At 57.8% G+C, this 25,701-nt stretch carries 28 protein-coding genes and 1 tRNA gene; 15 read left to right on the top strand and 14 right to left on the bottom strand.

The genetic code is table 11. The annotated features are described in order from the left end of the window. The first annotated feature begins 1 nt into the window (after nucleotide 1). On the top strand, nucleotides 2-892 hold the full coding sequence (locus tag AC2FFF_RS04315) for a fatty acid desaturase (protein WP_281971974.1): 891 nt from the start codon (nucleotides 2-4) through the stop codon (nucleotides 890-892). Here AC2FFF_RS04315 and AC2FFF_RS04310 read toward each other — a convergent pair. Next, nucleotides 858-1,982, bottom strand: coding sequence for an anhydro-N-acetylmuramic acid kinase (locus AC2FFF_RS04310; RefSeq protein ID WP_281971973.1), 1,125 nt, complete (start codon nucleotides 1,980-1,982; stop codon nucleotides 858-860). The genes AC2FFF_RS04315 and AC2FFF_RS04310 overlap by 35 nt on opposite strands. Nucleotides 1,983-2,165: 183 nt before the next feature. Here AC2FFF_RS04310 and tyrS point away from each other — a divergent pair, with 183 nt between their 5' ends. Beyond that, on the top strand, nucleotides 2,166-3,413 hold the full coding sequence (tyrS, locus tag AC2FFF_RS04305; RefSeq protein ID WP_281971972.1) for a tyrosine--tRNA ligase: 1,248 nt from the start codon (nucleotides 2,166-2,168) through the stop codon (nucleotides 3,411-3,413). 81 nt (nucleotides 3,414-3,494) lie between these two features. Here the strand turns inward: tyrS and AC2FFF_RS04300 are convergent, their stop codons facing one another. After that, complete coding sequence (locus tag AC2FFF_RS04300) at nucleotides 3,495-4,250, bottom strand: hypothetical protein (protein ID WP_496750435.1); 756 nt, start codon at nucleotides 4,248-4,250, stop codon at nucleotides 3,495-3,497. A gap of 197 nt (nucleotides 4,251-4,447) precedes the next feature. Here AC2FFF_RS04300 and AC2FFF_RS04295 point away from each other — a divergent pair, with 197 nt between their 5' ends. Continuing rightward, nucleotides 4,448-5,203 (top strand): 3-hydroxyacyl-CoA dehydrogenase, encoded by a 756-nt coding sequence (locus AC2FFF_RS04295; protein ID WP_271947465.1) that lies wholly within the window; start codon nucleotides 4,448-4,450, stop codon nucleotides 5,201-5,203. A gap of 81 nt (nucleotides 5,204-5,284) precedes the next feature. On the opposite strand, the gene AC2FFF_RS04290 is transcribed toward AC2FFF_RS04295, so the two are convergent. From AC2FFF_RS04290 to AC2FFF_RS04280, 3 genes are all read right to left on the bottom strand, one after another. Beyond that, on the bottom strand, nucleotides 5,285-7,093 hold the full coding sequence (locus AC2FFF_RS04290) for an ABC-F family ATP-binding cassette domain-containing protein (RefSeq protein WP_496882860.1): 1,809 nt from the start codon (nucleotides 7,091-7,093) through the stop codon (nucleotides 5,285-5,287). Nucleotides 7,094-7,134: 41 nt separating this feature from the next. Further along, nucleotides 7,135-7,869 carry a GNAT family N-acetyltransferase gene (locus AC2FFF_RS04285; RefSeq protein ID WP_281971968.1) on the bottom strand — a complete coding sequence of 245 codons (735 nt, stop codon included), beginning with the start codon at nucleotides 7,867-7,869 and terminating at the stop codon, nucleotides 7,135-7,137. Between the two features lie 98 nt (nucleotides 7,870-7,967). Further along, nucleotides 7,968-8,444, bottom strand: a complete 477-nt coding sequence (locus AC2FFF_RS04280; protein WP_271947471.1) for an outer membrane protein assembly factor BamE — start codon at nucleotides 8,442-8,444, stop codon at nucleotides 7,968-7,970. An 85-nt stretch (nucleotides 8,445-8,529) separates the two neighbouring features. Here AC2FFF_RS04280 and AC2FFF_RS04275 point away from each other — a divergent pair, with 85 nt between their 5' ends. The 8 genes from AC2FFF_RS04275 to AC2FFF_RS04240 all read left to right on the top strand — a co-directional run bounded on the left by AC2FFF_RS04275 (nucleotide 8,530) and on the right by AC2FFF_RS04240 (nucleotide 13,879). Beyond that, nucleotides 8,530-9,066: a YceD family protein gene (locus AC2FFF_RS04275; protein WP_271947473.1), complete on the top strand. Its 537-nt coding sequence runs from the start codon at nucleotides 8,530-8,532 to the stop codon at nucleotides 9,064-9,066. 206 nt (nucleotides 9,067-9,272) lie between these two features. Further along, nucleotides 9,273-9,479 (top strand): 50S ribosomal protein L32, encoded by a 207-nt coding sequence (gene rpmF / locus AC2FFF_RS04270; RefSeq protein ID WP_037316137.1) that lies wholly within the window; start codon nucleotides 9,273-9,275, stop codon nucleotides 9,477-9,479. Nucleotides 9,480-9,501: 22 nt separating this feature from the next. Continuing rightward, nucleotides 9,502-10,590, top strand: a complete 1,089-nt coding sequence (gene plsX / locus AC2FFF_RS04265) for a phosphate acyltransferase PlsX (RefSeq protein ID WP_142633356.1) — start codon at nucleotides 9,502-9,504, stop codon at nucleotides 10,588-10,590. 21 nt (nucleotides 10,591-10,611) lie between these two features. Then, a complete protein-coding gene (locus AC2FFF_RS04260; protein ID WP_496750431.1) occupies nucleotides 10,612-11,583 on the top strand; it encodes a beta-ketoacyl-ACP synthase III in 972 nt (323 codons plus the stop codon). Nucleotides 11,584-11,679: 96 nt separating this feature from the next. Then, nucleotides 11,680-11,982, top strand: coding sequence for an integration host factor subunit alpha (ihfA, locus tag AC2FFF_RS04255; protein ID WP_037316145.1), 303 nt, complete (start codon nucleotides 11,680-11,682; stop codon nucleotides 11,980-11,982). Nucleotides 11,983-12,000: 18 nt separating this feature from the next. Beyond that, nucleotides 12,001-12,600, top strand: a complete 600-nt coding sequence (locus AC2FFF_RS04250; protein WP_496882859.1) for a MerR family transcriptional regulator — start codon at nucleotides 12,001-12,003, stop codon at nucleotides 12,598-12,600. Between the two features lie 61 nt (nucleotides 12,601-12,661). Then, nucleotides 12,662-12,738 (top strand) — tRNA-Pro (locus tag AC2FFF_RS04245). Nucleotides 12,739-12,799: 61 nt separating this feature from the next. Beyond that, on the top strand, nucleotides 12,800-13,879 hold the full coding sequence (locus tag AC2FFF_RS04240; RefSeq protein WP_281971964.1) for a 2'-deoxycytidine 5'-triphosphate deaminase: 1,080 nt from the start codon (nucleotides 12,800-12,802) through the stop codon (nucleotides 13,877-13,879). Here AC2FFF_RS04240 and AC2FFF_RS04235 read toward each other — a convergent pair whose 3' ends face one another. The 6 genes from AC2FFF_RS04235 to argS all read right to left on the bottom strand — a co-directional run bounded on the left by AC2FFF_RS04235 (nucleotide 13,880) and on the right by argS (nucleotide 19,512). Further along, nucleotides 13,880-14,122, bottom strand: coding sequence for a hypothetical protein (locus AC2FFF_RS04235; RefSeq protein WP_281994497.1), 243 nt, complete (start codon nucleotides 14,120-14,122; stop codon nucleotides 13,880-13,882). 64 nt (nucleotides 14,123-14,186) lie between these two features. Continuing rightward, complete coding sequence (gene scpB / locus AC2FFF_RS04230) at nucleotides 14,187-14,834, bottom strand: SMC-Scp complex subunit ScpB (RefSeq protein WP_271947486.1); 648 nt, start codon at nucleotides 14,832-14,834, stop codon at nucleotides 14,187-14,189. Then, nucleotides 14,827-15,621 (bottom strand): segregation and condensation protein A, encoded by a 795-nt coding sequence (locus AC2FFF_RS04225; protein ID WP_142633343.1) that lies wholly within the window; start codon nucleotides 15,619-15,621, stop codon nucleotides 14,827-14,829. The genes scpB and AC2FFF_RS04225 overlap by 8 nt, the downstream gene beginning before the upstream one ends. Beyond that, nucleotides 15,611-16,618: a beta-N-acetylhexosaminidase gene (gene nagZ / locus AC2FFF_RS04220; RefSeq protein WP_271947488.1), complete on the bottom strand. Its 1,008-nt coding sequence runs from the start codon at nucleotides 16,616-16,618 to the stop codon at nucleotides 15,611-15,613. The genes AC2FFF_RS04225 and nagZ overlap by 11 nt, the downstream gene beginning before the upstream one ends. Continuing rightward, nucleotides 16,615-17,679, bottom strand: coding sequence for an SPOR domain-containing protein (locus AC2FFF_RS04215; protein WP_281971960.1), 1,065 nt, complete (start codon nucleotides 17,677-17,679; stop codon nucleotides 16,615-16,617). Before AC2FFF_RS04215 ends, nagZ begins: the two co-directional genes overlap by 4 nt. Before the next feature lie 87 nt (nucleotides 17,680-17,766). Next, nucleotides 17,767-19,512 (bottom strand): arginine--tRNA ligase, encoded by a 1,746-nt coding sequence (argS, locus tag AC2FFF_RS04210; protein WP_142633337.1) that lies wholly within the window; start codon nucleotides 19,510-19,512, stop codon nucleotides 17,767-17,769. A gap of 131 nt (nucleotides 19,513-19,643) precedes the next feature. Here argS and AC2FFF_RS04205 point away from each other — a divergent pair, with 131 nt between their 5' ends. After that, on the top strand, nucleotides 19,644-20,195 hold the full coding sequence (locus tag AC2FFF_RS04205; protein ID WP_271947491.1) for a putative pterin-binding protein: 552 nt from the start codon (nucleotides 19,644-19,646) through the stop codon (nucleotides 20,193-20,195). Here the strand turns inward: AC2FFF_RS04205 and AC2FFF_RS04200 are convergent. Then, nucleotides 20,177-21,349, bottom strand: a complete 1,173-nt coding sequence (locus AC2FFF_RS04200; RefSeq protein ID WP_496882858.1) for a deoxyguanosinetriphosphate triphosphohydrolase — start codon at nucleotides 21,347-21,349, stop codon at nucleotides 20,177-20,179. The two genes, AC2FFF_RS04205 and AC2FFF_RS04200, sit on opposite strands and share 19 nt — an antisense overlap. A gap of 75 nt (nucleotides 21,350-21,424) precedes the next feature. Here AC2FFF_RS04200 and AC2FFF_RS04195 point away from each other — a divergent pair, with 75 nt between their 5' ends. Both AC2FFF_RS04195 and xth read left to right on the top strand, forming a co-directional pair. Further along, nucleotides 21,425-21,748: a HesB/IscA family protein gene (locus AC2FFF_RS04195; protein WP_142633331.1), complete on the top strand. Its 324-nt coding sequence runs from the start codon at nucleotides 21,425-21,427 to the stop codon at nucleotides 21,746-21,748. Nucleotides 21,749-22,030: 282 nt separating this feature from the next. After that, the gene (xth, locus tag AC2FFF_RS04190) at nucleotides 22,031-22,810 is read left to right on the top strand and encodes an exodeoxyribonuclease III (protein ID WP_271947496.1); all 780 of its coding nucleotides are present in this window, start codon (nucleotides 22,031-22,033) and stop codon (nucleotides 22,808-22,810) included. Between the two features lie 4 nt (nucleotides 22,811-22,814). Here xth and AC2FFF_RS04185 read toward each other — a convergent pair whose 3' ends face one another. Continuing rightward, a complete protein-coding gene (locus tag AC2FFF_RS04185) occupies nucleotides 22,815-23,966 on the bottom strand; it encodes an FAD-dependent monooxygenase (RefSeq protein WP_496882857.1) in 1,152 nt (383 codons plus the stop codon). A 70-nt stretch (nucleotides 23,967-24,036) separates the two neighbouring features. Continuing rightward, nucleotides 24,037-24,459, bottom strand: a complete 423-nt coding sequence (gene dksA, locus AC2FFF_RS04180) for an RNA polymerase-binding protein DksA (RefSeq protein ID WP_271947500.1) — start codon at nucleotides 24,457-24,459, stop codon at nucleotides 24,037-24,039. A 373-nt stretch (nucleotides 24,460-24,832) separates the two neighbouring features. Here dksA and AC2FFF_RS04175 point away from each other — a divergent pair, with 373 nt between their 5' ends. Beyond that, a complete protein-coding gene (locus AC2FFF_RS04175) occupies nucleotides 24,833-25,678 on the top strand; it encodes an AAA family ATPase (protein ID WP_271948074.1) in 846 nt (281 codons plus the stop codon). The last annotated feature ends 23 nt before the right edge of the window (nucleotides 25,679-25,701 follow it).

The following is a 25,701-nucleotide window of genomic DNA, read 5'->3' as shown; positions in this document are numbered from 1 at the left end:
GATGGATCACCGCGCCCTTATTGCGTCAATATCGGCCGAGGCCAAAGACCGGCTGCAGATGCGGTCTGACGCGGCGGGTCTGAGGCACTTGGTGCTGTATCTATTGGTGTTATTCACAACCAGCACAGGCATCGCCGTGCAAATCCCGCTCTGGCCGCTGCTGATCCTGGCGCAAGGCGTGTTGCTGGTGTTTCTGTTCACCCTCAGCCATGAATGCACCCACAAAACGCCGTTTAGGACCGGCTGGATGAATGACGCGGTTGGGCATCTTGTCTCAATCCCAATCGCCCTGCCCTTTACCTGGTTTCGATACTATCACCTTGCACATCACAAATGGACCAACCACCCGGACAAAGATCCAGAGCTGGGTGGCAAACCGCGACCCGACAGCTGGCCCAGCCTGATGATCTATCTGAGTGGTTGGCCTTACTGGTCTGGGATGACGAGCGTTCTGATCAGTAACGCAATGGGCCGGATCGAGGCGCCCTATTTGCCGCATCGCCAACATAAGGCCATGCGGATTGAGGCCCGTGTCCTGCTGGCCATTTACGCGCTTGCAGGGGCAAGCCTGCTGGTGTCTCCTTTGGTGGTCAGCTTATGGCTGTTGCCGGTCTTGGTGGCACAGCCCGTTCTTCGGCTGTACCTGCTTGCGGAACACGGCCTCTGCCCGCCGGTGGCGAATATGCTTGAAAACTCGCGCACTACGTTCACCAACCGATTGGTCCGATTTCTGGCCTGGAACATGCCCTATCACGCAGAACACCACGCCTTTCCAAACGTGCCGTTTCACCAGCTGCCAACGCTGCATGACTGGACCAAAGCACATCTGAAATCGACTTCTGAGGGGTATTCAGAATTTACGTCAGACTACGTTCGCTCGATGGAACGCTGACCATCCCGCCCCCGACCAGCGCCTTGACCCCTGTGGTGCCGGGGCAAGAGGTCGGCAGCCCGCGCGCGACACGGACAGCAAGATAGGCAAAGGCTTGTGCTTCCAGCATATCCCCATCCAGACCAACCGCTTCGACCGGCTCCACCGGACAATCCAGCGAAACGCGCAGCATCTCCATCAGGACCGGGTTATGCCGTCCCCCTCCTGTCACCAACACACGCGACGGCGGTTCCGGGCAATGCTCGATCCCTTGCGCAACTCCGGCGGCGCACATGCCGGTAAGCGTGGCAACCGCATCAGCGTCAGAGAGTTCCTGCACCAGGCGGATCATCTCGGCAAAGTCGTTCCGGTCCAGTGATTTTGGCGGCATCCTGTTAAAGAAGGGCTCTGCCAGAAACAACTCAAGCGCCCCGGTCTCGACCCTGCCACCACGTGCGACCGCGCCGTCGCGATCCATGGGCAGACCCAGACGTTCCTGCATCAGATCATCAACCGGTGCGTTGGCCGGACCGGTGTCAAAAGCCAAGAGCCCACCTGGTATTTCAGGGCCATCAAACCTGGGATCTACATAGGTCAGGTTCCCGACCCCGCCCAGGTTCAGAAAACAAAGCGGTTGGTTGGCCTCAATCCACTTGGCACAGGCAAAGTGGTAAAAGGGCGCAAGCGGAGCGCCCTCGCCCCCCATCGCCACATCATCGCTGCGGAAATCCCAAACGACGGGGACACCCAAGGCCTGCGTCAGGCCATCGCCGTCACCCACCTGCAACGTACCGCGCCCGCTTGGTTCATGCGCTAGGGTCTGACCGTGAAATCCGATCAGGTCAATCTCATCGAAGTCGGCCAGTATTTCGGCATGGGCAAGCGTGACCAATTCCGCCGCGGTATCCACATCATGGCCATGCCACTGCCCCAATGCAGCACGAAGCGTTTTCCGCTCTGCATCTGAATAGGCGCGGTATCCTGTGGGCCCAAAGCCAAGAATTCTGTAACCGTCCGTTTTGATCACCGCCGCGTCCACGCCATCCAGCGAGGTCCCCGACATTGCACCCAATGCAGTCAATACGCCTGATTTGCTAATTGCCCGACCCACGCCAGCCCTCTTTCGCCTGTTCGCGCCCGTTCTGTCGTCGCGTTGCCCACAACCTGCACGTTAACGCAAACCCAAGGCAAGCCAGATCACATAAGCCGCGTGTTTTTCTTGGATAAGGTGCCTTTTCCTTGTCATCCCCACCGCCTATACACTGCCCCGCAACATTAACCCAAAGGGCACGATATGACCTACCACCCCAAATCGGATTTCATCGCCACGATGATCGAGCGCGGCTTTCTGGCTGACTGCACCGATTATCAGGGCCTTGACGAGGCGCTGATCAGCGGGTGTCAGTCGGCGTATATCGGGTTTGATGCAACAGCAAAGTCCCTACATGTGGGCAGCCTGATCCAGATCATGATGCTTCGCTGGTTCCAGAAAACAGGTCATAAGCCGATCACCCTGATGGGCGGCGGCACCACGAAGGTGGGCGATCCGTCCTTCCGGTCAGATGAGCGTCCCCTGCTGGGCCCGGACCAGATCAACGCCAATATCGCAGGCATCAGAAAGGTGTTTGCCGCCTATATCGACTATGATAGCGGCGCAGAAAACGCAGCACTGATGCTGAACAACGAAGAGTGGCTGGACGACCTAAATTACCTCGACTTCCTGCGCGATATCGGGCGGCATTTCTCGGTCAACCGGATGTTGGCCTTTGAATCGGTGAAATCCCGGCTGGACCGCGAGCAATCGCTGTCCTTCCTCGAATTCAACTACATGATCCTGCAGGCCTATGACTTCCTTGAACTGAACCGTCGCTATGGCTGTGTCCTACAGCTTGGCGGTAGCGATCAGTGGGGCAATATCGTCAACGGTATCGACCTGACCCGTCGCGTGTTGGATAACGAGATTTATGGCCTGACCTCACCCTTGCTGACCACCAGCGATGGCAAGAAGATGGGCAAATCGCAAGACGGTGCAGTCTGGCTGAATGCCGAGATGCGCTCACCCTATGAGTTCTGGCAGTTCTGGCGCAACACCACCGACGCGGATGTTGGGCGGTTCCTTAAGCTGTACACCGAACTGCCTGTGGATGAGTGTGACCGCCTTGGCGCATTGCAGGGGTCCGAGATCAACGAGGCCAAGATCCGCCTGGCAAACGAGGTCACCTCCTTGCTGCACGGGACCGAGGCTGCGGCAAATGCCGAGGCCACCGCTCGCGAAGTGTTCGAAAAAGGTGGCGTCGGGGACGATCTGCCGACCCTAACGGTCGGCGAAGCAGACTTGCCGATATCCATCGTGCAACTGATCGTACAGTCTGGCCTGGCGAAATCTGGCAAAGAGGCCAAGCGCCTGATTGCAGAAAACGGCGCCAAACTGGACGACGCTTCATTAACAGACGCGGGTCTGATGATCGACGCAGGCGCCTTGTCCTCGCCCATCAAACTGAGTGCGGGCAAGAAGAGGCACGCGCTGGTTCAGTTGGGATAACTAAGACCTCTCAAAGAAAAACGGCCACCTAATTGGGTGGCCGTTTCTGTTTCGGCATGAGCAAATCCGTCACTTGCAGGCTTATCGCTTGCCCCCTTTGCCTCCGCCGTTTCCATGGCCGCCGCCGCCATTGCCGTGGCCTCCGCCGTGGCCGTTGTTATCTCCACCGTTTCCGGTGCCGGGGCCAGAGCCGCCATTATTGCCCCCGCCATTGCCGGGGTTCCCAGCGTTTCCATTGCCATTTCCGGGGCCGTTACCGCCTTTACCCGGACCATTACCCCCTTTGCCGGGACCATTGCCATTTCCGGGTTTGCCGGGGCCATCGCCACCACCATTGCCGGGATCATCACCTGGGTTGTCGTCACCGGGATCATCCCCACCACCGTTACCCGGATCATCGCCCGGGTTATCGCCACCCGGATCATCGCCGCCGCCGTTGCCGGGACCGTTACCGCCCGACCCGCCGGACCCTGTTCCACCGCCGCCAACCGGCGTGACCGGACTGCTTGGGTCCGAACTGCGGTCTTCGCCCGCATTTGCCGCGCTTACGATTGATGCTGTCGGAAAGTCGGTCAACAAGGCGGCCAACCCCGGGCATTGCGCGGATGTGTTTCGCAATGTGGTTTCGAAATCCGCTCGTTTCTGCAAGCGCTCCAGAAAGCTGGGGGTTACCTGCGTGCACTCACACATGGTCGCATAATCGCCGCTGTTTGCAGCATCCCGCGCCGTTTTCCAGTTGCAGACCTCTGGTGCAGCGGCCGCACTTCCAGCCGCCATAATCCCCAGAAACGGAGCGGCAACCAAAGCGGAAAGCCCTGATTTGGTTCCAATTCGCATAGTTTGTCCTCCTCAAATGCGCCACCCAGACGCTCAATTGCGTTCAGTGTCGATTTGAGATTTCAACATTAAGAACGCCTGAAGCTGACCTGAGAACGCCTTGAGGAAAGGCCGCCTGCCCGACGCCCCCCTATGGACACTGTCCCTTGGCTGATATTAAATGAACGTATGTTCATATCTTTTGGAAGGAGATCCAGATGCACCTGTCGACCACCGCAGCCATTGTCACCGGAGGCGCCTCGGGGCTGGGTGAGGCAACGGCCCGCTTTTTTGCAGAAAACAATGCACAGGTAACCATTCTGGACCGGGATGCGGACCGAGGCAGCCAGGTCGCAACAGAAATTGGCGGGCATTTCGCCCAGACGGATGTAACCGATGAAACATCCGTGGCCGCGGCCATCGCCCATGCCCGCAAGAAGATGGGAGCGATCAACGCGGCAGTGAATTGCGCCGGGATCGCGGTTGGCATGAAAACCGTAGGCAGGGATGGCCCGCACCCGCTTGATGCATTTCAGCGCACGATCGACATCAACCTTGTGGGTACATTCAACGTTTCACGCCTTGCAGCCGCGGAAATGGCAAAGAACGACCCAGAACCGGATGGCGCGCGCGGTGTCATCATCAATACAGCCTCAATCGCGGCCTTTGATGGGCAAAAGGGTCAGGCTGCCTATGCGGCTTCGAAAGGTGGTGTGGTAGGTATGACCCTGCCCATGGCACGGGATCTGGCCTCGTCCGGAATCCGCGTGATGACCATCGCACCCGGAATCTTTATGACTCCGATGCTGGCCGGTCTGCCCGAAGAGGTGCAGCAACAACTGGCCTCTGACGTTCCCAACCCTGTGCGCCTTGGCGACCCCCGCGAATACGGACGACTGGCCGGGTTCATCGTCGAAATGGGTTATCTGAACGGCGAGGTCATCCGTATCGACGGCGCGCTGCGAATGCGCTGAGCGTGACTGATCACATACCGATGAAAACGGCTCGCTCAAATGAACTGTGGTCGGATAGCCGGCCACAGCGCGAAAGCTGATCTAGGCGCCCTCGGCCTTTTCCTCGAGGATCAGCCACTCTTCCTCGGCTGCGGCCAGCTTATCCTGCCGCTCGACCAAAGCCTCGGTCGCTTTCTGAAATTTAACAGGTTCACGGCTGAAAAGCTCAGGATCGGACATCAGCTCTTCAAGCTTTCCGATTTCCGCCTCAAGCCGCTCAATCTCGGCAGGCAATTTCTCAAGACGGTGTTTCTCTGAAAATGATAGCCCCAGTTTCGGCAGCGCCTCTTGCTTTACCTTTGACTTGGAAGCTTTTGTTTTTACTTCTTTCTTATCAGACACCTCGCCGCGCTGAGCGAGGTAGTCCGACCACCCCCCGGCATAGACGGTTGCACGGCCGTTACCCTCCATCGCGATGGTCGTTGCGGCCACACGGTCCAAGAAATCGCGGTCGTGGCTGACCAGCAAAACGGTACCGTCATAATCGTCCAGCAGTTCCTGCAACAGATCCAGTGTTTCCACATCCAGATCGTTGGTCGGTTCGTCCAATACCAGCAGGTTCGACTGTTTGGCCATCAGCTTTGCCAGCAGCAAACGGGCCTTTTCCCCACCGGACAGTGATTTAACGGCTGCTCTGGCCTGCCCCTCGTCAAAAAGAAACTCCTTGAGGTAGCCGACCACATGCTTGGGTTGGCCACCCACCATCACCTGATCCGCCTTGCCGGAAACACGCATCTCGGGGTCGCCGGTCAGGCTGTCCCAAAGGCTCATTTCGGGGTCCAGCTGTGCGCGGGCCTGGTCGAATACTGCAATCTCAAGATTGGTGCCCAGCGTGACCGAACCCTCATCCGGGTTCTCTTGTCCCAACAGCATTTTCAGCAATGTTGTCTTGCCGACGCCGTTTGGGCCAACAAAGGCCACGCGGTCGCCCCGCTGTACCAACAGGTCAAAGTTGCGAACGATCTGATGATCACCAAAAGACTTGGATAGGCCTTTGGCTTCAAACACTTTTCGCCCTGATTTTGGTCCAGCCTCAAGGGTCATCGCGGCCGAACCCTGACGTTTTATCTGTGCGGCTTTTTCAGATCGAAGGTCCTGCAAGGCGCGGACCCGACCCTGGTTGCGCTTGCGACGGGCGCTGATGCCTTCGACGGCCCATCTCGCCTCGGACTTGATGAGGCGGTTCAGCTTATGGCGTTGCTGGTCCTCTTCCTCCCAGATCTTGTCGCGCCAAGCCTCGAATGCCGTAAACCCCTGCTCCTGCCGTCGGACCGCCCCACGATCGATCCACAGCGTCGCGCGGGTCAAGGCGCGCAGAAAGGCACGGTCGTGTGAGATCAGCACATAGGCCGTCCGTGTCGATCCCAGCTCACGCTCAAGCCAGGCGATGGCTTCGATATCAAGATGGTTGGTCGGCTCGTCCAGCAGCATCAAATCCGGGGCTTCGCCCATCAGCTTGGCCAGCGCGGCACGGCGGCGTTCACCGCCCGAGGCCGTCTCAACAGCGCGCGCCGGGTCGAATTTCAGCCCCTCGCCTGCGCGTTCGACTTTGTAAAGCTCACCCGGCTCTAACCCGCTGGAGGCATAGTCGCCGAGCGTAGCAAACCCTTCCATTCCGGGGTCTTGCTCCATGTAACCGACTGACTTACCCGGGGGAATTACAATCTCGCCCTTGTCCGCTTCCACCAAACCGGCCATCACCTTCATCAAAGTTGACTTGCCGGATCCGTTCCGCCCAACCAGAGCGACGCGGTCGCCTGGTTGAACCACCAGATCAAGGTCTGAAAAAACCGGATCGCCCCCGAAAGTCAGGGAAATGCCGGACATCTGCAATAAAGGGATTCTTGCCATGCCCGCCAGCTAACCCCGCAGCGTCGAGCCGTCAACGGCGATTACCCGGCAACGGCCCGCAGCAAACGTTTACGTGCGGGCGGAATGGCGCAGATTTCGAGGCCGGTAAAGACATGCAAAGTGTTCATGTGACGGTCAACGACTGCGTGGTCACTGACCCAGCCGCCCATCATCAGGTAAGTACGCAGCAAAGGGGGCATGCGCATCATGGCTTTTTTCGCATCCGGGCGCCGACGCAATCTCGCGGCGAACCGGAAAACATCTGGGGCCTTGACCCGTGGCAACCAGCGTTTCGGGGCCAGATGGCGATGTTTCAACATCGCAAAAGCATCAAGATATTCCGCCGTTTCTGTACCCGCAAACGATGAGCAGCCAAACAGCATCTCAACATTATTCTGATCGACAAATGCAGTCATCGCCCCCCAGGCAACACGCAGAATGTCTGGGTCGTTTTGACCAGGATGCACGCAAAAGCGCCCCATCTCGACCATACGCCCCTTAAACCCTTCAAGTGCCGAGAGGTCATAGAACTGGGCGGAATAGCTTTGGCCAATCTCGGCCCCGCGCTCCATCATCAACATGCGGAAGCAGCACACGAGTTTACCGTTGGCACGCATATCCTCGACCAGAATATGCGTACAACGGCTGTCGAACTCATCCTGATCAGGCTGATCAGTCCCGAAAGCCAGTGTTCGAAGACACTGCGCCGCCGCAACATCCTGCGGTGTTTGCGCCTGACGCGCACGGTACCGGCCCTTGCCGAGCAATAGTGCCATGGTCGCATCCTCCTGGGTTGCTGACCTGTTTCGTCTTGCAGGGTCAATAACACAGGATTTGTGACCGCCCTGTGAAGTTGACAAGACGTGACTATGAATTAGTTGGTCGCGCCAGGAATGTTTGCCGGGTTGAAGTTGCCGATATTGCCAAGCAGCTGCCGCAGGAACCCACGGTTCTGAACTGAGGATTCGGTAATACGACGATCCAGCGTCACGACGGTTCCATCCTCAAGGCCAAAGCGTTCAATATTGCGCACAACACCCCGGTCATCGAAGCTGATCGCCACAAGCTCGCGCGAGACGATTTTCGGTCGTTTCGGACCATAATGACGAACGCGTGATGTCACATAATAAAAGCCGGAATCGCGAACGACGCCTGAAGTACTGGGCGCGCCAACGGATTCGAGTACGCTTTCACGTGTATCTACACCCACCTGAATTTCGGCCAGGTCCTCGGCTGTGGGGACATATCCGTGTTTCTTGAAGACCGGAGCACACGCACCAGCAGCGGTCAGACAGGCCGCAAATACGAGCGTTCTGGACGCTGGTTTCAACCTGCTCATAACTTTCAACATTCACACCCTCTTGCCTTGGGACCGTGCGGCCCCTATCCGATTACATCAAACCGCCACCCCGGTTCAACACACGAAAGGGCCACGTATGAGCAACCAGACATCTTTAAGGGTCGCCGACCTGCCTCAGAACGCACCGACGCCCTTTGAAATTCGCCCTGACGCACAGGAGTTGGATGTCTTAAAGAACGAGTTGAGCCTGCTTGGGCTACGTAAGCTGAGTTTTGTCGGCGAGGTGCGTGCGCATGGAAAGCGTGATTGGGCGCTTTCAGGAAAACTGGGGGCAACCGTGATTCAACCCTGTGTCGTGACGCTGACACCGGTTACCACGCGGATCGACATTCCGGTGACCCGGATGTTTCTGTCAGATTGGACAAACCCTGACGAGGAAGAGTTCGAAATCCCGGAGGGTGACGAATCTGAACCGCTAGGGACCGAAATCGCTCTGACCGAGGTCATGTCCGAAGCGCTGGCGCTTGCCCTGCCCCAGTATCCCCGGAAAGAAGGTGCCGAATTGGAACAGGCGGGCTTTACCGAACCCGGCAAACAGGCAATAACGGATGAAGATGTCAAACCCTTTGCGGGCTTGGCCGGGCTGCGCGATGCACTGAAAAAAGACGAGTGACACGGGCCTGAAATCCTGTCATAGCAGGCGCTCAGAAAAATCGCTTGAACATGCTGAGAATCGCAGTATTTTCGCGCGCTCATCGGAATTTGGGTTGGACATCGCGGGGCCCGTCCCCTAAACGCGCGTCAAACCACGAGAAAAACGAAGAATGAAACCTGGCCCGCAGCGAATCTGCCGGCCCTTAGTAGACAAAGGTTGAGACCATGGCTGTCCAACAGAACAAAGTTTCCAAGTCGCGTCGCAACAACCGCCGCGCGCACGACGCTCTGGTTGCTGCAAACCCGAACGAATGCGCCAACTGTGGTGAGCTGAAGCGCCCGCACCACGTCTGCGCGTCCTGCGGCCACTATGATGACCGCGAAGTCGTCGCTCAGGCCGACGAAATCGACCTGGACGAAGACGCGGCCTAAGCCCTAAAAGCGCAGGCCAAGCATGACAGAACAGCCCACGCACGCCGGACGGATTACCATCTCGGTTGACGCAATGGGCGGAGATTCGGGGCCCGCTGCTGTTGTGGCGGGGATCGCCAAATCGGCGGATAAGAACCCCGATATCGCGTTCATCTTGCACGGGCCTGAGGCCATGTTGCGCAAACTTGTCGCAAAACGGCGTGTCCTGAACGGGCGCGTCGTTTTTCGTGATTGTCCCGATGTGGTCACGATGGAGGACAAGCCCAGCCAGGTCGTCCGACACGGCAAGCAAACTTCGATGTGGTCCACACTGGAGTCGGTACGTCAGGGTGAAGCCCACGGCGCGGTCTCCTGTGGCAATACCGGCGCATTGATGGCCCTGTCGATGATGCGTCTACGTAAGCTGCCGGGGGTAAACCGCCCGGCAATCGCTATTTTGTGGCCCTCGCGCAATCCGCAGGGTTTCAATGTAATGCTGGACGTAGGCGCCGATGTGCGCGCGGACGCCAAGGACCTGCTGCAATATGCTTTGATGGGTGCCTCTTATGCCCGAAACGGCATGGCGTTGGAACGTCCCCGGATCGGCCTTTTGAATGTGGGCACCGAGGAACATAAAGGGCGCGCCGAGCTAAAAGAAGCGCATGGCATGATCTCGGATTTTGCGGATCAGGCCAGCTTTGACTTTGTGGGTTTTGTCGAAGGCAGCGACATCCCGGGAGACAAAGCCGATGTCATTATAACAGACGGGTTTACAGGCAACGTCGCCATCAAGACCGGAGAAGGCACAGCCAGCCTGATCGGAGATCTTCTGCGCGAGGCGTTCAAATATTCTCCGCTCTCACGACTAGCCTCGATCCTTGCAATCACGTCTTTGCAGCGTTTGAAGAAACGAATTGATCCTCGGCGCGTGAATGGTGGGGTTTTCCTTGGCCTGAACGGAACCGTCGTCAAATCACATGGTGGTGCAGACTCGACCGGCGTGTCAGCCGCTGTAAAGCTGGCCTTTACCCTGGCCGAGTCCGGATTCGCCGAAAAATTGGCAGCACGGGTTGCATCGACAGCCGAGCTTGCACAAGATGCCGCAGACACGCCGTCGAAGGCCGGTGAATAACAAAAAAGGCAGTACCCCAGCATGGCAGGCCGTTCAATTATAGTTGGTGTCGGGCACTATTTGCCAGAGCGCATCGTCCCGAATTCCGAGTTCGAAGAAACGCTCGATACGTCTGATGAGTGGATACGGACCCGTTCCGGGATCGAACGCCGGCATTTTGCAGCGGAAGACGAAACCACTTCGATTATGGCCACAAAGGCTGCCAGTGCCGCACTGGCCGATGCGGGTCTGGCGGCAGATGATATTGATGCGATTATTCTTGCAACATCGACCGCTGACCTGACGTTTCCCTCTGCCGCAACAATGGTTCAATCGCAGCTTGGCATGACCAAAGGCTTCGCCTTTGACGTACAGGCGGTTTGCGCCGGATTTGTCTATGCCATGACCAATGCCAATGCGCTGATCGTATCAGGCCAGGCCAAACGCGTACTGGTCATCGGCGCCGAGACGTTCTCTCGTATCATGGACTGGACCGACCGGTCGACCTGCGTTTTGTTCGGCGACGGCGCCGGAGCGATAATCCTTGAACAGCATGAGGGCGCGGGAACCTCGGACGATCGGGGCATACTGGCAACCGACCTGAACTCGGACGGGCGCTATAAGGACCTGCTCTATGTGGATGGAGGCGTCTCGACCCAGTCCACAGGCTATCTGCGGATGAAAGGAAACCAGCTGTTTCGGCAGGCAGTTGAACGTCTGACCTCTACCGCAGAAACCTGCCTAGAGAAGGCTGGGCTAAGTCACAAAGATGTGGATTGGATCGTACCGCATCAGGCAAACATTAGAATCATCCAGGGCACAGCCAAGAAATTGGGCGTTCCTATGGAACACGTTGTCGTTACCCTGCAAGACCACGGAAATACCTCGGCTGCATCGATTCCCCTGGCAATGTCTGTTGCGAAACAGCGTGGGCAGTTCAAACAGGGTGATCTGCTGGTCACAGAGGCAATCGGAGGTGGATTGGCCTGGGGCTCAGTCCTCTTGCGGTGGTAACAAGCGCAATTCAGCTTACACACTCGCCCGCAATTCATTGATATTGACAGCGAATTTGCCCTGACCCTATGCTCTGATAGCAACAGGGGAATTGGCATGAGCGACAAAACACTGACCCGAATGGATCTGAGCGAGGCCGTATTTCGTGAAGTTGGCCTTTCACGCAATGAAAGCGCGCAACTGGTCGAGAGCGTTCTGAACCATATGTCCGACGCATTGGTGCGCGGTGAACAGGTGAAGATCTCGTCTTTTGGAACTTTCAGTGTTCGGGACAAGACAGCTCGTATCGGCCGCAATCCCAAGACAGGCGAAGAGGTTCCAATTCAGCCTCGCCGTGTTCTCACCTTCCGCCCGTCGCATCTGATGAAAGATCGCGTCGCCGCAGGGAACCGCAAATAAGATCAGGACGGCACGAATATGAGCAAGTCCCCAGACGCCTTTCGCACCATCAGTGAAGTTGCGGACTGGTTGGGTGTGCAGCCGCATGTTCTGCGATTCTGGGAAAGCCGCTTCAATCAGGTGAAACCGGTAAAACGGGCGGGCGGGCGCAGATATTATCGCCCCAACGACATGCGCCTGCTGGGCGGCATCAAGAAGCTTTTGCATGAGGATGGGATCACCATCAAAGGCGTACAGCGCATCTTGCGTGAACAGGGCGTGGCGCATGTTTCTTCAGTGTCCCAGGGCTTGGATGAAATGGCGAATCTAGAACCCGCACCCGATGCAAATGTCGTTGTGCCATTCACGGCCAAGCCAGCCCCTCCGCAAGAGCAGATACATCTGGATCTTGGCGACGCTCAAAAACCCGAACTGCAACCTGCTCCCAATTCGCCAAATGCGGAACCTCAGACGCAAACCCAGCCGTCTTATCCCGACGCCTCGCCATTGCTGGGCGGAATCGCGACATTGGCCTGGACTCGAAACTCATTCGATGACCAGTTGCTCAGCCAACTAGCGCCCATCGCGCAAGAGCTGCGCAGCGTGTTGAACCGAATAGAAAACCGATCGGCGGGATAAGAAAAAAGGCGATGATTTCCTCTTGCCCCCGCCGGGAAAGTCTTTATGAACACCTCAACGTCGGGCTATGGCGCAGCCTGGTAGCGCGTCCGTCTGGGGGACGGAAGGTCGCAGGTTCGAGTCCTGCTAGCCCGACCAAATCACACCGACGTTTATGGCACACAGGCCAGATCCCGCTCTGGCATCAGGGGGGATCGGAATGACCGGCGTATGCCCGAACCAGCAGATAGAGGCGATGATCGCGCGCGGTGAGATTACCGCAAGCCCAGAGGTCATCCCCGCCCAGATTCAACCCGCCAGCCTTGATTTGCGTTTAGGTACAGTAGCTTACCGGGTACGTGCCTCGTTTCTGGCAGGCGAAGGTCGCACCGTAGCCGAACGTTTGTCGGAATTTGAGATGCACCGCATCGATATCTCTGAAGGTGCCGTGCTGGAAAAGGGCTGTGTCTATCTAGTGCCGTTGATGGAATCGCTGGCCCTGCCCCAGGGGCTGAGCGCGGCCGCCAATGCAAAAAGCTCGACCGGGCGGCTGGATCTTCTGACGCGCACGATCACCGATGGCGGGACCGAGTTTGACCGGGTGCCTGCAGGCTATACCGGCCCCTTGTATGCCGAGATCTGCCCCCGCTCATTCTCGGTTCTGGTGCGTCCGGGAATGCGGCTGAACCAGATCAGGTTCCGGGAGGGACAGGCCGTGCTGAGCGATACCGATCTAAGCGCCCTGCACGCCGAATCCCCGCTGGTCGATGGCCCCGCTGTCATTCAGGACGGGCTCGGGTTCTCGGTGGACCTGCGGCTTCCCGACACCGATTTGGTGGGCTACCGCGCCAAGCCTCATACCGGTGTCATTGATCTGGACCGGATTGGCGAATACGACCCTCAGGAATATTGGGAAGAGGTGCGTACCACCGATGGGCGCATCATCCTCGACCCCGGTGCGTTTTACATTCTGGTCAGCCGCGAGGCGGTGCATATCCCGCCGATGTATGCGGCTGAAATGGCCCCCTATCTGGCGATGGTCGGGGAATTCCGGGTGCATTATGCCGGTTTCTTCGATCCCGGTTTTGGCCATGCCGCCGCAGGTGGCGAAGGATCACGCGGAGTGTTGGAAGTCCGCTGTCACGAGGCCCCATTTGTGTTGGAGCACGGCCAAGTCGTCGGGCGGCTGGTGTACGAGCGGATGTCAGAAATGCCCACGCAGCTTTATGGTGCAGGCATCGCCTCGAACTATCAGGGACAAGGATTGAAACTGTCCAAGCACTTCAAAGCGGTAACCTGATCAGAACCGGATAAACCGGCGCATCTGATTGGCCACTCGCTGGGCTTGACGCATATTTTGACGCTGGCGGTTTCCACCCGCCTGCAACTGGCCAGACGCATCAGAGCTCTTATCCGGTTGCTGCTCTTGCCCCGACTTCTGGCCCACGCGGTTGGCCATGTCGAACCCCTTGTCCACCCCTTTGGTGACAAGCCGCCGCATGACCTGTCGCACGATCATGTCAATGATACGATTGGCATTCATTGCTCAACTCCGATTTCCAGGCCTCTAAATAGTCGATTTGTGCGGCAACAAAAGGGCCCCGTGATCACTCTTCCTCGAACAGTTCGGTTTGATCTTCGTCTTCCTGCCCCTCTCCTAGTGGGATCGTTCCCGGAGGCGGTCTGTTCTCCAGCAAACCGGCAGCGCGCAATTCTTTCAACCCCGGCAAATCCCTGGCGTTCTCCAGCCCAAAGTGATCCAGAAACTGCGGAGTCACCACGAAAGTCACCGGACGGCCCGGCGTCATGCGACGACGACCCAGTCTGATCCACTCCATCTCCAAAAGTTGGTCGATGGTCCCGCGCGAGACCGATACGCCGCGAATTTCTTCGATCTCGGCACGTGTACAGGGTTGATGATATGCCACGATCGCCAGCGTTTCGATCGCGGCCCGGCTGAGTTTGCGGGTTTCAACCGTTTCTTTTTGCATCAGAAAACCTAAGTCTGGGGCAGTGCGAATGGCCCAGGATTCACCAACCTGAACCACACGAACACCACGCCCTTCATAGCGTTTCTTAAGCATATCTACCGCCTGTGACGCGTCGCTGCCATGGGGCATCCGCACTTCTAGATCGGCGATCGTCACCGGCTCGGCGCTGGCGAATAACACGGCCTCAACCATGCGTTCCTGCTCGGCCATAGGCGGAGCTTCGAACAGGGTGCCGGTACCTTCTTCCTGAGGCGCGTCAGTCACGGGATTGGGTCCTCTTGCGTAGCTGTATCGGAGCAAAAGTTTCGCTCTGCTGTATTTCCATATGTCCTTCTTTCACCAACTCAAGTGAGGCCGCAAAAGTAGCCGCCGTCGCGGACCGCCTGCGCACCGGGTCGGCATCCCAGCCCTCGGGCAGATAGGTCTCCATATCCGTCCAGGCCCCGGCAAAGCCGATCAGCGGGCGCATACGTTCCAGCGCCTGTTCCATCGTGAATACGGCGTCACGGTCCATGACAAAGGGGCGGAATTCATCACGGGTGCGAATGCGGGCATAGCCCTGCATCAGGTCCAGCAGAGTGGCGGAATAGGTCACGGTGCGGATGCGCGTGACATCCTCGCCCTGCCCGCGTTTGAAGAAATCGCGCCCCAGCTGATCGCGCCCCATCAAACGGGCGGCGGCATCACGCATGGCCTGAAGCCGCTCGAGCTGAAATGCCAGATGCGCGGCCAGTTCTTCGCCAGAGGGGCCTTCGTCATTCGGATCCGGAGGCAGCAGCAAGCGCGATTTCAGAAAGGCCAGCCATGCCGCCATCACCAGATAGTCGGCGGCCAGTTCGATCCGCAGCGCCCGTGCCTTTTCAACAAAGGACAAGTATTGCTGCGCCAGCGCCAGAACCGATATTTTGCGCAGATCTACCTTTTGCGTGCGGGACAACATCAGCAGAACATCGAGCGGGCCTTCGAACCCGTCGACATCTACGATCAATGCCTCTGCCGCAAGGCGATCCGCGACCGAGACGGGGTCTTCGCTAAAAAGATTATCCGACATACACCTGCCCGCCCATTAGGCGAGAAAGTTCGGCTTCGGCGGCTTGGATGTCAAGTTCCTGCGGGGCTTTGCGCATCGCCAACGCGCGTTCAGCGCGTTTCTGTGCCTGTTCGGACATCTTTCCGGCGGTGCTCAGCACCTTAGCACGGGCATCAAAAGAGCCGTTGCAGTACAAAACCACATCGCACCCTGCAGCTAGCGCCTGATTGGCAATCTCTTCTGGATTTCCGCTGAGGGCCTTCATCGAGATATCATCCGTCATGATCAGCCCGCCAAACCCGATCGTTTTGCGGATCAGGCTGATCATGGTCCGAGAAATCGTAGCAGGTTGAGGGTCAATCCGGTCATAGACCAGATGCGCCGTCATCCCCATCGGCAGATCGTTCAAATCCCGAAACGGGCCGAAATCGGCCTCGGTCAGGTCCTCTTGCGTCAGATCGACATGGGGCAGGTCATGATGGCTGTCCAGCGTGGACAAACCATGACCCGGCATGTGTTTGAGCACCGGCAATACACCGCCATCCAAATGCCCCTCGGCAACCGCACGACCGATCCGGGAAACCCTTTTGGGATCAGACCCATAGCAGCGGTTTTTAAGGAACGGATGCGTCTCGTTCCGGGCCAGATCCACCATGGGGGCGCAGTTGCTGTCGATCCCAAGCTCGAACAGTTCATTCGCAATCAGACGATAGCGCAGATACATGGCACGTTCGGCCTGCTCTCCGCTCTGGGCCACGTGATCCAGCGGCGGCATCCATTCCCGTGCCAGCGGTGTGCGCAGTCGTTGCACGCGTCCACCCTCTTGATCAACAGTGATCGGGCAGTTTCGCCCCACAGCCTCGCGGAAATCGTCGCATAGGGCGCGCACCTGATCCGCAGACTCGATATTACGGGCAAACAGAATGAACCCGAATGGGTTCATCTCTCGGAACAGTTTTTTCTCATCAGGCGTCAGGCGCAGACCTTCAGCGTCCGTAATGACTGCGCCGAAATTCACCGCGCGGCAACCGGAATGCAATCAGCGCCTTCGGCCTGCAAAGCGGCACAGAATTGACGCGAGTCGCTCAGATCGTCAAACCCCAGAACCCGAAGACGATAGAAGGTTCGCCCACCGCTTGAGGTTTTCTGTATAACACGCTGTTTTCCATCCATATAATCCCCGAATCGTCCATTCATGCGATCCCATTCCGAGCGCGCGACGTCCGAATTTTCATAGGCGCCAAGCTGGGCCATACGGGTGCCCTTGGTCAGAGTTTCAGGATCCACATCCAAGCCGACCGCAGCTTTGACCGCCGCGTTGATCGCGTCTTCGGTAGTGCTGTTTGACGTAATTGCGCTGCGCACACCGCCAGCGGGGCGCAGGACCGGGCGCAGCGACCGGCGCACACCAGGCAAAGCCGCCAGTTCTGGGTCCGGTTGCGATGCAGCCAGATCAGCCGGATCAATAGCAGGCTCTTCCTCGGGGATGGTCAAAGAGGCCAACTGAAAACTTTGCTCGCCAACCTGATCGGAATTTTCCGCCTCTCCCGCCAGTTCAGCAACCAGTGCATCAACCGCGCCCTGGCGCATCTGTGTGGCCGTCCGGTCAGAGACGTTTTCCTGGACCACATGTACGGCAGGTGTCGGTTGCAACGGTGCCACCGGAGTATCTTCATCTGTCAGGGAAACCGGGCGCGGTGCAAGGATCAGCCGATCAGCAGGCGGCGCTGCTGTGCCCACTGCCGCAACCGTGTTCACGGCCAAACCCTGATGATCCGCAGGGGTGCCACCCGGGCTATCCGGCTGAATACGCATTGGTCCATCTAAGGCCCGAACAACCGGCACGCCACTCACATCGCGCATTACCAAATTGTAACCCCAAACACCGATGCCAGCGACCAGCGCCAATGATGCAACGGCACCCAGAGCACTAACAATACGACCCAAACCCGCGGGATGGGGCGTTTCGTCATATCCGTGCAAGTCATTAGGGAGGTCATACCCATCCTGAGGATGAGCTTGATTCGTATAATGCATCTGCTCGGGGCGCATTTGCCCCGGGTAATCGTAACTTGCCATGTCCGCCTCACCGCCCGTTTAGCGCCGAAAATAAGGCGCGCGGGTCATTTCTTGCCTACCTCGTACCGGCGGTTCGGACGGTGTTGTTCACCGCATCTCCTGCGCCGGGGTAACGCCAAGAATACCCAAGCCTGCTGAAATCACAACAGAAACGGACCGGGCCAGTGCGATTTTTGACTGGCTTGTGGCAACATCGCCATCCTGAATAAACCGCAGCTGGGTCTCATCGTTGCCCTTGTTCCAAAGCGCGTGGAAATCCCCTGCAAGTTCATATAGATAGAAGGCAACCCGGTGCGGCTCATTGGTGCGCGCGGCGATCTCAACCAGACGCGGCCATTCGGCCAGCTTCTTGGCAACAGTCAGCTCAGAGGCATGGTCGATCTTGCCTAGATCGGCGCTTTTCAGCGTTGGGTCCTGCGCGTCGATCCCGGCCTCAGCTGCACGGCGCAAAACACTCATCACGCGGGCATGGGCATATTGGACGTAGAAAACGGGGTTCTCGCGGCTTTGTTCCAACACCTTGTCGAAGTCAAAATCCAGGGCAGCGTCATTCTTGCGGGTCAGCATCACGAAACGGGTCACATCCGGGCCAACCTGATCGACCACATCACGCAATGTGACGAAGTTCCCTGCCCGCTTGGACATCTTGAACGGCTCGCCGTTCTTCCACAGTTTCACCAACTGGGTTAGCTTGATATCCAGCGGTACCTTGCCATCGGACAGAGCCGATACTGCGGCCTTCATCCGTTTGACATAGCCACCGTGGTCAGCGCCGAACACATCGATCAACGCGTCAAACCCACGGGTCACTTTGTCATAGTGATAGGCGATATCCGGGGCAAAATAGGTCCAGCTCCCGTCCGATTTCTTGACCGGGCGATCCACGTCGTCGCCATGCTCGGTCGATTTGAACAGGGTCTGCTCACGTGGTTCCCAATCTTCGGGCTTTTTGCCCTTGGGCGGCTCCAGCACGCCCTCATAGATCAGGCCCTTGTCGGTCAGGGATTGCAACGCAGCTTCAATCCGACCCGTGCCATAGAGCGACTTTTCCGAGAAGAACACATCCATCTCAACGCCCAGCGCCTTCAGGTCGGCGCGGATCAGGTCCATCATCGCGTCTGTCGAAAACTCGCGCAGTTCTTCCAGCCAGTCGCTTTCCGGTTTGTCGATCAGGCTGTCACCGTATTTCTCTTTCAGCGCCTCACCAATCGGGATCAGATAGTCGCCAGGATACAGGCCTTCGGCAATCTCGGGGCTCAGCCCGTTTGCCTCGCGATACCGTTCGTAAGCCGAGCGTGCCAGAACATCCACCTGCGCGCCGCCATCATTGATGTAGTATTCACGAGTCACGTTATGGCCGGAATAGGCCAGCAGGCTTGCCAGCGCATCTCCGAACACCGCGCCCCGCGTATGACCCACATGCAAGGGGCCGGTCGGGTTGGCCGAGACGTATTCCACGTTGACCTTCTGCCCATGCCCCATGGTCGAGCGGCCATAGTCCGTGCCCTGTTGCAGCACCGCAGCCAGTACACTCTGCCAGACCGATGGCGCCAACCGCAGGTTCAAGAACCCCGGCCCGGCAACCTCGGCACTGGTGATCCGGTTATCCTCGGCCAGCTTTCCGGCCAGCGCATCGGCAATGTCGCGCGGTTTCATCTTGGTGGGCTTTGCCAGCACCATAGCCGCATTCGTCGCCATGTCGCCATGCGCTGCATCGCGCGGCGGTTCAACGGCCACGTTGTCAAAGCTCAGCCCTTCGGGCAGCGCGCCTTCGGACTGCATCTGTGCTAGCGCGTCCAGCACGAGGCTGCGGATCTCGGAAAACAGGTTCATTTCGAATGTCCTTTTGCTTGCCCGGCGGTTTACCACGCGGTGCAGCAAGGTCAATGGACGGCGCCAGAATGCGCTTGGAATAAGAGCCGCCGCCGCTAAGGTCGGTCATATCTATCTAAACGGAGATTCCTATGCGCCTTGCCCTGCCCCTGTGCCTGCTCTTGTCGACCGCCCTGCCCGCTTTTGCAGAAATGCCCGCCCCGCAAGGCCATGTGCTGATAACGCTCGGCGGCTCGGTTGAGAAAACCAACCTGCCCGCACGCGGTGCAGAGGACGGCGGCTTGCTGGGATATCTGGAGGTCACCCATGACGGGGCAGCTGGCTTTGACGCGACATTGCTGGATAGTTTGGATCAGGTCGAGATCACAATTCCCTACGGCACCGAGGACAACCAGCGCGACATCACCTTTAGCGGCCCGCTTTTGTCGGATGTGATGGTCATAGCCGGTGCCGAAGGTAAGACGGCCAAACCGATGGCAATGGACGGGTATCAAGCCGAAATTCCCTGGCATAGTATCTCGACCTATCAGCCTATCCTCGCCACCCACGCCGACGGCGCCCCCATGGGGATCGGAGGGTATGGCCCAACGATGATCGTCTTCCCACCCACCGACGACGCTGAGGCGGCGCAGGATCAGACGGGCCAACAAGTCTGGGCTTTGGCCTATATCGGGGTCGAGTGATCCGCCGGTATCGGGTGGCCAGTCAGTCTGGCATGATCCTGTAGCGCAAACCTGTCGGTCATCCCGGCAATATAGTCCGATACGATCCGGGCTAAGGCAGTCTCATCCTCAGCCTCTTCAATGTCCGCGTGCCAGCGCGCGGGCATTTGCTTCGGATCGCCAAGGTAGATTGGAAACAAATCCTCGACCACTTTGCTGACCTCGGCGCGCACCGTCATCACCGACGGCGCCCTGTACATCCGCGAAAACAGGAAAGCGCGAATTTCCTTCAGTTGCGCCCAAAGGTCTGTTGAGAACTGAATGACCGGATAGCCAAGATGCCGGATCTCTTCGACGCTCTGGGCACCGGACCGTGCGATCAGAGCCCGAGACGTGTCGATCACGTCCGACACCATAACCCCAAACACCCGCCGCAATGCCTCATGCCGACGGCGATAGGGGTCGAGGCCCGGGTACTTGCGATCCACCTCCGCATAACAGTCGCCCACGATCGGCAGTCGCTGAATGTCCTCGTCGCTGAACAACTCCGCCCTCAGCCCGTCCAACAGGTCATGATTGTTATAGGCGATGTCGTCAGACAAGGCCGCCACCTGCGCCTCTGCGCTTGCGTGCGTGTACAGTTCCAGATCAAAAGCCGCATTGCATTCCGCCAGCGCCCAAGGCAAAGCCCCTTCTACCGGTCCATTGTGTTTTGCAATGCCTTCCAGGGTTTCCCACGTAAGGTTGCACCCATCGAACTCGGCATAATGACGCTCGAGCCGGGTGACGATCCGAATGGCCTGCGCGTTATGATCGAACCCGCCATACGGCTGCATGATCTCATGCAAGGCATCCTCGCCAGTATGTCCGAACGGCGTGTGGCCAAGATCATGGGCCAGAGCCACCGCTTCGGTCAGTTCTGGATTCAAACCCAAAGCCCCGGCAATCGTCCGCGCCACCTGCGCGACCTCGATGGAATGGGTCAACCGCGTTCGATAACTATCCCCTTCGTGCTCAACAAAAACTTGGGTCTTGTGCTTGAGCCGCCGAAAGGCGCTGGCATGAATGATCCGGTCCCGGTCGCGCTGAAAGCATGACCGGAAACTGCTTTCTTCCTCTGGCACCAACCGCCCTCTTGCGCGGTCGGGATTCGAGGCAAAACCTGCTCTGTCCAACGGTCTGTCCTTGTCGCCTGTCCTTGGGCTTTCTATATGGTAGAGTGGTTAAGAAATAAACCTTTGGAGTTTGGCATGAATCTGCCCCCGACAGTTACAGAACGCGCCTTTGACCGCCTTGCCGAGATCGGCGCAGCCGATCAGGGTCAAGCCCTGCGTGTCGCTGTCGAAGGCGGCGGGTGTTCGGGCTTTCAGTACGAAATTGCATTGGACAAACCCAAAGACGACGATTTGGTTCTTGAGGGTAAGGGGCAGAAGGTCATTGTCGACGCAATCTCACTGCCGTTTCTTGAAAATGCGGTGATTGATTTCACACAAGAACTGATCGGCGCACGCTTTGTGATCGAAAACCCAAACGCCACCTCCTCCTGCGGCTGCGGCACTTCGTTTTCAATGTGATCACCCGTGGGGGTTTCACCCCCACACCCCCAAGGTATTTCTAGCCAGATGAAGCAAGGATCCGCTCTCCGATTTCTAGACCGGAGAGCTTCACCTGGCGCGGTCATCGGCGCCTCCGCCTGTACCGCCAGCTGATTTTCGGAGATTCTGGTTAACGGTCCGTTTCTTCATCTGGCCAAAAATACCTCGGAGCGCGAGGCAGCGCCTCGCAAACCTGTTCTCCGCCTTGCCGTTGGGCCCGTTCTGGGCGATAGGTTGCCAAGGACTGTCGGAGGGCCGCGCATGAAAATCGCCACATTCAACATCAACGGCATCAAGGCGCGGGCCGAAGCATTGCCGCGTTGGCTGGATGATGCCCAGCCCGATGTTGTGCTGCTGCAAGAGATCAAGTCAGTCGACGATAACTTCCCCAGAGAGATCTTTGAGGCGCGCGGGTACAACGTGGAAACGCACGGGCAGAAAAGCTTTAACGGCGTTGCCATTCTGTCGAAGCTACCGCTCGAGGACGTCTCGCGGGGTTTGCCCGGTGATGATGAGGATGAACAGGCCCGCTGGATCGAGGCCACGGTCGTCGGCAAACAGGCACTGCGTATCTGCGGGCTCTATCTGCCAAACGGCAACCCCACCCCGGGGCCAAAATACGACTACAAACTTGCCTGGATGGAGCGACTCTATCATCGGGCCCGCGACCTGATGAACAGTGAAGAACCCGCTCTGATGGCAGGTGATTACAACATCATTCCCCAGGCCGAAGACGCAGCGCGTCCCGATGCCTGGCGCGAGGATGCATTGTTTCGCCCTGAAAGCCGGGCCGCATTTCGGAAAATTCTGAATCTCGGCTTCACCGAGGCCTTTCGCGCTGGCACGCAAGGTCCGGAACATTATTCATTCTGGGATTATCAAGCGGGTGCGTGGAACCGAAATGACGGGATTCGTATTGATCATTTCCTTCTGACCCCTCAGGCCGCTGACCTTTTGCGCGATTGCAAAATCGATTCCGAAATTCGGGGGCACGAAAAACCTTCAGATCATGTTCCGGTTTGGATAGATCTAGATCTGTAATCGGCTAAGCCGTGGCATCGAACTCATAGATCCAATCATATTTTCGGCCCAACCGCGATCCAACTGCCATCAACGCCAGTTGCGCCCCGACACGCATAGGGCCACGTAGATGGAAGTTGCGCGCGTTGGCTCCAGCGGCAGCGACCACCCGAGTTGCCCGCTGGCGACGGGTCGCTTCATAGGCGGCCAGTGCTTGCGAAACGCCGGATTGTTCTTCGAAAGACAGCCCCAGAGTCCAGGCATCTTCTAGTGCAAGGCAAGCACCTTGGGCCATGAAAGGCAGCGTTGGATGAGCTGCGTCGCCCAAAAGCGCCACACGCCCATTCTGCCAGCATTCAGCAACAGGGCGCAGGAACAATGCCCAGATATTCGGGTCCTGAACCTCTTGCAAAATCTCTTTGACCAAGCCGCCAAAACCTGCAAATCGCGCCCTCAGCTCTTCTGGATCACCGCGCAGACGCCAGCCTTCTTCCTGCCAGTCAGACCTCTCTTCGATTGCCACGATGTTCATCAGGGTCTGATCGCGCAAAGGATACGTCACTACATGCCGTCCCGGCCCCATGGTTAGCACCGCGCAAGGGTTCTTGTAGCGCCGGTCCCATGGAATCGTCGCGCGCCAGGCAACCTGATGTGTGAATTTCGGTGTTTCCCTGCCAGTCAGGTCAGCACGAATTGCACTTTGGCCGCCGTCCGCGGCGACTGCACAATCAACCCGAAATCTCGCCCCCGTATCGAGGGTAATTTCGGCCTCGGACGGGTGCTTTCGCACCCGTTCCACACGCGCACCAAGGTGAAACTCTACCCCTTTTTGAACCGCCGCTTTGTAGAGAAGATCAAGCAGGTCAGCGCGATGGTAATAATAGGTAGGCCCGGCAGAGGGTGGCACGATTTTGCAGACCAGCCGCCCTGCCCGGTAATCACGAAGGACCGTTCCATGGGACAAAAGCCCAGCCTCGGGCGTGTCCGCAACAACCTTCAGCGCACGCAGCACAGCCATCCCGTTGGCGCTGATCTGAAGGCCCGCGCCAACCTCGGTCAATTCTGGTGCCTGCTCAAACACGGTCACCACGGCGCCGCGCTGTCGCAAGGTCAAAGCAGCCGCGAGGCCGCCAATGCCACCTCCGACTATGCCGAATTTCGATCCGCTGATGTTCATGTCACCGGCTTAACGCAAAAACGCCGGAGCAAAAGGCCCCGGCGTCTATGTTATCAGATTTTCCCAGCGATCAATCGTCGCGGTGAACCTTTTCGCGACGCTCATGCCGTTCCTGCGCCTCAAGCGTCATGGTCGCGATTGGGCGCGCATCCAAACGTTTCAACGAGATCGGATCACCGGTCATCTCGCAATAGCCGTACTCGCCTTCGTCGATGCGGCGCAGGGCCGAGTCGATCTTGGCCACCAGTTTGCGCTGACGATCGCGGGTGCGCAGTTCCAGCGCGCGATCGGTTTCTTCGCTTGCGCGGTCAGCGACATCCGGAATGTTACGGGTGTTGTCCTGCAGCCCTTCGATCGTATCGCGGCTGCCAGCCATTAGTTCGTTTTTCCAATCCAGCAGCTTGCGACGAAAATACTCTAGCTGCCTGTCATTCATAAATGGTTCGTCTTCAGCTGGACGGTAATCTTCAGGCAGAAAAACTTCCTGCTTCATTTTTGCTCCCTCGGTGTGGCCTGCGACGCCGGTCACTCTCTCATTACCTGACATGCGGCAATCCCCTTCTGCGGAGCGTTTATCTGACAGCGCAGTAATTGTCACTATGCAAACGTCGCCCCGGCGCCGCGCCATTGCGCGTGATCTAAATACGTCCAATCAAACAACAAAACCTTGTTTTTCTGTGAAAATTAACTGACCATTTCAGGGCAACGCCAAAAAGACGGCACCGGAGGTTAGCGCACGAATCAACCAAAAGCATTGTAGTTACTTGGCAATTTCCCTTCATGCGACGCAGCGACCTGGCTTGTCAAAATTTCTGCTGCGCGGTAACCCCAAGGGCGCATTTCGCGCGACACTTGATGAGGGGCCAATGACCGCACGTTTCCAAGGAACAGCCGAATACGTCGCCACAGACGATCTGACTATTGCGGTAAATGCCGCCGTGACGCTGGAACGTCCCTTGCTGGTCAAAGGTGAGCCGGGAACTGGCAAGACCGAGTTGGCCAAGCAGGTGGCCGGAGCGTTGGGGCTGCGGATGATCGAGTGGAACGTGAAATCCACCACCCGTGCGCAGCAGGGGCTGTATGAATACGATGCCGTCAGTCGTCTGCGCGACAGCCAGTTGGGTGAAGAGCGCGTGCACGACGTGTCGAACTATATCCGCAAGGGTAAATTGTGGCAGGCCTTTGAAACCGATGAAAAGGTCGTGTTGTTGATCGACGAGATCGACAAGGCCGATATCGAGTTTCCGAACGATCTGCTGCAAGAGCTCGATAAGATGGAGTTTCACGTCTACGAGACCAGCGAAACGATCCGCGCCAAGAACCGTCCGATCGTCATCATCACATCGAACAATGAAAAGGAACTACCCGACGCCTTCCTGCGCCGGTGTTTCTTTCACTATATCCGGTTCCCTGATGAGGCCACGATGCGCCGCATCGTCGAGGTCCATCATCCCGGCATCAAAGATGCGCTTTTGACAACGGCTCTGACCCAGTTCTATGAGATTCGCGAAACTCAGGGCCTGAAGAAAAAGCCATCAACCTCAGAGGTGCTGGACTGGCTCAAGCTGCTGCTGGCCGAGGACCTGACCGCCGAAGATCTCAAGCGCGATGGCGCCAATGCCCTGCCCAAACTGCACGGTGCGCTGCTTAAGAATGAACAAGACGTGCACCTGTTCGAACGCCTAGCATTCATGGCCCGCAACAAACGCTGAGCCGGTAAACCCTCGGTGATCGC

The sequence above is a fragment of the Ruegeria sp. YTSA226 genome, assembly GCF_059609905.1.
The sequence above is the reverse complement of the archived record's forward strand: the minus strand, read 5'-3'. Positions and strand labels throughout refer to the sequence as shown.

Bases quoted from the DNA above. Each gene is read 5' to 3' on its own strand.
- AC2FFF_RS04290 (WP_496882860.1), bottom strand. From the start codon at position 7,093: ATGGCAAGAATCCCTTTATTGCAGATGTCCGGCATTTCCCTGACTTTC.
- AC2FFF_RS04235 (WP_281994497.1), bottom strand. From the start codon at position 14,122: ATGAATGCCAATCGTATCATTGACATGATCGTGCGACAGGTCATGCGG.
- AC2FFF_RS04275 (WP_271947473.1), top strand. From the start codon at position 8,530: ATGAGCAACCAGACATCTTTAAGGGTCGCCGACCTGCCTCAGAACGCA.
- AC2FFF_RS04250 (WP_496882859.1), top strand. From the start codon at position 12,001: ATGAGCAAGTCCCCAGACGCCTTTCGCACCATCAGTGAAGTTGCGGAC.
- rpmF (WP_037316137.1), top strand. From the start codon at position 9,273: ATGGCTGTCCAACAGAACAAAGTTTCCAAGTCGCGTCGCAACAACCGC.
- AC2FFF_RS04260 (WP_496750431.1), top strand. From the start codon at position 10,612: ATGGCAGGCCGTTCAATTATAGTTGGTGTCGGGCACTATTTGCCAGAG.
- dksA (WP_271947500.1), bottom strand. From the start codon at position 24,459: ATGAAGCAGGAAGTTTTTCTGCCTGAAGATTACCGTCCAGCTGAAGAC.
- tyrS (WP_281971972.1), top strand. From the start codon at position 2,166: ATGACCTACCACCCCAAATCGGATTTCATCGCCACGATGATCGAGCGC.
- ihfA (WP_037316145.1), top strand. From the start codon at position 11,680: ATGAGCGACAAAACACTGACCCGAATGGATCTGAGCGAGGCCGTATTT.
- argS (WP_142633337.1), bottom strand. From the start codon at position 19,512: ATGAACCTGTTTTCCGAGATCCGCAGCCTCGTGCTGGACGCGCTAGCA.
- AC2FFF_RS04240 (WP_281971964.1), top strand. From the start codon at position 12,800: ATGACCGGCGTATGCCCGAACCAGCAGATAGAGGCGATGATCGCGCGC.
- AC2FFF_RS04285 (WP_281971968.1), bottom strand. From the start codon at position 7,869: ATGGCACTATTGCTCGGCAAGGGCCGGTACCGTGCGCGTCAGGCGCAA.
- AC2FFF_RS04175 (WP_271948074.1), top strand. From the start codon at position 24,833: ATGACCGCACGTTTCCAAGGAACAGCCGAATACGTCGCCACAGACGAT.
- plsX (WP_142633356.1), top strand. From the start codon at position 9,502: ATGACAGAACAGCCCACGCACGCCGGACGGATTACCATCTCGGTTGAC.
- AC2FFF_RS04225 (WP_142633343.1), bottom strand. From the start codon at position 15,621: ATGTCGGATAATCTTTTTAGCGAAGACCCCGTCTCGGTCGCGGATCGC.
- AC2FFF_RS04205 (WP_271947491.1), top strand. From the start codon at position 19,644: ATGCGCCTTGCCCTGCCCCTGTGCCTGCTCTTGTCGACCGCCCTGCCC.
- AC2FFF_RS04195 (WP_142633331.1), top strand. From the start codon at position 21,425: ATGAATCTGCCCCCGACAGTTACAGAACGCGCCTTTGACCGCCTTGCC.
- xth (WP_271947496.1), top strand. From the start codon at position 22,031: ATGAAAATCGCCACATTCAACATCAACGGCATCAAGGCGCGGGCCGAA.
- AC2FFF_RS04280 (WP_271947471.1), bottom strand. From the start codon at position 8,444: ATGTTGAAAGTTATGAGCAGGTTGAAACCAGCGTCCAGAACGCTCGTA.
- AC2FFF_RS04215 (WP_281971960.1), bottom strand. From the start codon at position 17,679: ATGGCAAGTTACGATTACCCGGGGCAAATGCGCCCCGAGCAGATGCAT.
- AC2FFF_RS04300 (WP_496750435.1), bottom strand. From the start codon at position 4,250: ATGCGAATTGGAACCAAATCAGGGCTTTCCGCTTTGGTTGCCGCTCCG.
- AC2FFF_RS04185 (WP_496882857.1), bottom strand. From the start codon at position 23,966: ATGAACATCAGCGGATCGAAATTCGGCATAGTCGGAGGTGGCATTGGC.
- AC2FFF_RS04295 (WP_271947465.1), top strand. From the start codon at position 4,448: ATGCACCTGTCGACCACCGCAGCCATTGTCACCGGAGGCGCCTCGGGG.
- AC2FFF_RS04315 (WP_281971974.1), top strand. From the start codon at position 2: ATGGATCACCGCGCCCTTATTGCGTCAATATCGGCCGAGGCCAAAGAC.